Raw genomic sequence first — 3,791 nt, 5'->3', positions numbered from 1 at the left:
GAGCTTGGTGGTGATCTTTGCGCCGTCATCGACGGTGGCGTCGTAGGCGAGCGCGGCGCGGGAGACGATGGAGGGGCCCCGGGCGACGACGATGCCAATAGCATCAGCGAGCGTGGCATCGACGGCATGTATGAGCACGGCCGTGGCGGTCTGCGCGCCATCGGTGCCGCCGCTGGTCGCCAGCTTGTATTTGCCGCTGGCGGTGATCTTCCCCAGCACGGAGCCGACCGGATAGGGCAGGCCCATCAGGAGGGTGACGGTTTCTCGGGTGTAATTCGGGTTGACCTCGTATTTGAGGACATCGCCGGGGCTCGGCGGTTGGGTCAGCGCGGGCATGTGTCAGTCTCCGGGTTGATGAAATGGGGACGGCGATCAGCGCGCGGCCTCGGCCGCGACCTTGCGGGCGGCGGCGATGAGCGGGCTGTCCTTCGCGGCAGCTGCGGCCGGGGCGGTGGCGATGATGCCCGCTGCATCGCTGCGGGCGGCAAGATCGGCCAGCACCCGGGCGCGCAGGGCGTCGGGTTTCAGGCCCTTGGTGACGGCATCGGCGGCGTCGATCTGAAGCCCAAGCCGGGCAGCCTGGGCGCAGACTTGTGCCACCTCAGCGGCCTCGGCGCGAATGGCGTCGGGATTGGGGTGGGCTTCGGGCACCGGGGTCGGGGCCGCTGGCGGAACCGGCGCCGACGATGCCGAGACAGTCGTGGGTGCGGGAACCGGATCGGTGGTCGTTGCGGACGGTCCCGGACGGGGCGCTTCCGTCGCCGCGGTTTCGGCGGCCGGGTTCGGGAGGTCAGTGGGCGTGGCGGTCATCTGTGGACCCTTTCTGCTGGGGGAGGTTGTGCCGCGCGGGGCGGCGGCGAAGGCGCGGAAGGCGGTGACCGGATCGGCGATTTCATCGGCGAGACCGGCGACGACGGCCTCAGTGCCACGGAACACGGCGGCTTCAGTGGCCAGCGCGGCCGCATGGGTCAGCCGATCCCCGCGACCGGCGGCGACGGTTTCGGCGAAGAGGAAGCGGACCACCTCCAGCTCGCGCTGCATCTGGTCGTGCACGGCTTGCGGAAGCGGCTGATATGGATTGGCGTCGACCTTGTGCGATCCGGCATGGATCAGCGTGACCGCGATACCCTTCTGGTCCAGCGCCCCGCTCAGGTCGCTGTGCAGCGCCACGACCCCGATACTGCCGACAGCGCCGGTGCGGGGCAGGACGATGCGATCGGCCTGGGAAGCGAGGGCATAACCCGCCGACAGCGCATGTTCGGCCACGAAGGCCTGCACCGGCTTCTGCGCCCGGGCGGCCCGGATGCAGTCGGCCAGATCGAAGGCCCCGGCGACCTCGCCGCCGAAGCTGTCGATGTCGAGCGCGATGCCGCGCACGCCGGGATCGTCCAATGCAGCCTGCAGTTGGGCGGCGATGCCCTCGTAGGAGGTCAATCCGGAAGATTGCCCGATCCACGCGCCCCGGTGCACAAGTGTGCCTGCAATTTCGATGACGGCGATGCCGTCGATCAAAGCGAATGGCTGGGTGCCGTTGCGCTGGTGACGCTGGGCGAGCTCATTGCCAAAGAGCGAGGCCCGGGCGGGCAGGGCGGCCTGTTCTACAGTCCCTTGAGGAAGGTCGATCCCCGCAAAGCTGATCTCCTGCCCGGCAATGCGCGGGCCCAGCCCTGACAGGAAAGCCAGCGCCTTGGCCGGATCGACCATCAAAGGCGTATTGAAGGCGCGCTGCGCGATCTGGGCGTGATGCATCATGCGCCCTCCTTGGGATCGGGATTCTCGTCGGAGTCGTCGGGCGGATCGCCGTCTGCGGTGTCGTCTGGCCGGGCGCCGCCATCGCTGCCGTCACTGATCGCACCGGCTTTCTGCGGGCCCGGTCCCTGCGCCGGGGATCCCGGCCGCCGGAAGTCGAGACCCAGCGCCGCTTCGCGTTTGCGTTCTGCGGCGATTTCCCGGTCGACCTGTTCGGCGTCGTAGCCCCGCTCGGAGATGGCTTGCGTGCGGGATTTCAGGCCCGCTTCGATCTGCAGGATCTCGGCTGAGGCATCCTTCATCGGATCGACCCAGTCCCATTTCGTCGGCAGCCAGGCGCAGGCCTGGTATTGCCGCCGCTGGCTGTCATAGCCCGGCAGGTCAAGGGCCCCCGACAGCACCGCCACATCCATCCAGTGCGCCCAGACCGCCCGGCAGAGCTGGAAGACCATGACCGAATGCTGGAAGGCCGAGATGCGGCGCCGGAAATCCACCAGCGCGATCCGGGTGTTGGAGAAGTTCCCCTTGGCCGTGTCGCCGGTCATGTAACCATAGGGCACGCCCAGCGCCGCGCCGATCTGCAGGAGGGTCCGGTACTGGAAGGGCTCATAGGTGCCACCCGAGTCTGGCGTGGCGGGGGTGGTGACATCCTCGCCGGGATCGAGGCGGACCACCTGGCCGGGCTCCACCTCCAGATCGTCTTCGGCCGGGTCCAACGGGGTTTCCGGGGCGGGCGAGGTGATGAACATCGCGAACATCGCCGCGATCTTCTTCCGCTCCAGCTCGGCGTCATCGTAGAGGTCGAGGGTGAACAATTTCACGATGGCCGGGGCAAAGCGCGACACGCCACGCAACTGTCCGGCCTCGACCGGATCGAGGACATGGATCACCTCCGAGGCCGGGACGCGGACAGTTTCGCCCGCGAGGCCGGGGTCGGTCAGGTCGCCCGGGTGGCGGCGCAGGAAGTGATAGGCGACACGGCGACCGATGCCGTCGAACTCGATGCCCTGGCGGATCAACCCCGCGCCGGGCAAGGTGCGGTTCATGTCCAAGGGCAGCATTTCCGCGGGCAGCATTTGCAGTTGCAGGGGCACGGTCAGACCGTCTTCCGCGCGGCGGGGCCGGATGCGGAGGAACACTTCGCCCGACAGGAACACTTCGCGCGCCGCCCGGCGCTGCAACCCGTAGAAATCGGTCAGCCCCTCGGCGTCGGCATCGTCGGTCCAGGCCAGCCAGAGCGCCTGCAGTTCTTCCTTCCTGGCAGCATCGGCGATGGTCGATGACGGCTTGATGCCATCGCCAACGACATTGCTGGCGAAGCTTTCCACAGCATTGGCTGCATAGCCGTTGTTCCGGACCAGCCAGCGCGCCCGGGCGGTGATCGTGTCGCCGGAAGCTGCGATCAGCGTGTTCACATGGGCGCGGCTGGCCCGGAACCCGCGCAGGCGACGATGCGCTTGGGCCGCATCGAACCCGCCGATGATCGAGCCGAGCCGCTGGCGGAAAGCGTCAAACCCCATGGATCACAGACCCTTCGAGGCGACGGTGCCCCAGCGGCGGCGGCGCGGGGTGCCGGTGGTGATCGTGGCGATCCGGCCCTCCAGATCGGCAATGGCGTTGGCCAGTTCCGCGTCCGAGCCATAGGTGATGGTCTTGCCGTCATAGCTGACCGAGCGGACGCCCGCGTAGCGCGCCTCCTGCAGCGCGGCCAGAAGCGCGCGCATCCGTTCCAGATCCATCTCAACCCCTCATGATGCTCGGTGTGTAGGCCCGACGCTTGCGCCGCGGGGTGGTTGGTGTTCCCGCCTTGGGCGCAGTCGGCTCCGCAGGTTCAGCCGGTGCGACCGGCTCGGCCGCCGGTCGGGTTTCCACCCCGGCCTGCGCCTCCAGTCGCCGCCAGGTCGCCTCGTCCCAGCGATCAGCGCCCATGATCCAGGCCGCCGCCCTTGCATAGACGCGGGTGTCCAGCGCCTCGTTGCGTTCGCGCATCTTCTGCCATTCCTGGTGGGCATAGCCGCGCTTGTTGCGCACGGTAACCAGCT

At 68.4% G+C, this 3,791-nt stretch carries 5 protein-coding genes; all 5 read right to left on the bottom strand.

The features are described 5' to 3' along the window. Positions 1-336: head decoration protein (locus ACE3P6_RS06580; protein ID WP_374392948.1), on the bottom strand; the 336-nt coding region annotated here is incomplete at its 3' end. A gap of 36 nt (positions 337-372) precedes the next feature. Beyond that, a complete protein-coding gene (locus tag ACE3P6_RS06575; protein WP_374392950.1) occupies positions 373-1,749 on the bottom strand; it encodes a S49 family peptidase in 1,377 nt (458 codons plus the stop codon). Further along, a complete protein-coding gene (locus tag ACE3P6_RS06570; RefSeq protein ID WP_374392946.1) occupies positions 1,749-3,269 on the bottom strand; it encodes a phage portal protein in 1,521 nt (506 codons plus the stop codon). The genes ACE3P6_RS06575 and ACE3P6_RS06570 overlap by 1 nt, the downstream gene beginning before the upstream one ends. A gap of 3 nt (positions 3,270-3,272) precedes the next feature. Then, positions 3,273-3,488, bottom strand: coding sequence for a phage head-tail joining protein (locus tag ACE3P6_RS06565; RefSeq protein WP_374392943.1), 216 nt, complete (start codon positions 3,486-3,488; stop codon positions 3,273-3,275). Between the two features lies 1 nt (position 3,489). Further along, positions 3,490-3,791: terminase gpA endonuclease subunit (locus tag ACE3P6_RS06560; RefSeq protein ID WP_374392941.1), on the bottom strand; the 302-nt coding region annotated here is incomplete at its 5' end.

The sequence above is a fragment of the Tabrizicola sp. genome (genome assembly GCF_041911175.1).
Lineage (GTDB): Bacteria > Pseudomonadota > Alphaproteobacteria > Rhodobacterales > Rhodobacteraceae > Tabrizicola.
This window is presented reverse-complemented; position numbering and strand designations above follow the sequence as displayed.

Excerpts from the sequence above, each read along its gene's own strand:
- ACE3P6_RS06570 (WP_374392946.1), bottom strand. The coding sequence starts at position 3,269 with ATGGGGTTTGACGCTTTCCGCCAGCGGCTCGGCTCGATCATCGGCGGG.
- ACE3P6_RS06575 (WP_374392950.1), bottom strand. The coding sequence starts at position 1,749 with ATGCATCACGCCCAGATCGCGCAGCGCGCCTTCAATACGCCTTTGATG.
- ACE3P6_RS06565 (WP_374392943.1), bottom strand. The coding sequence starts at position 3,488 with ATGGATCTGGAACGGATGCGCGCGCTTCTGGCCGCGCTGCAGGAGGCG.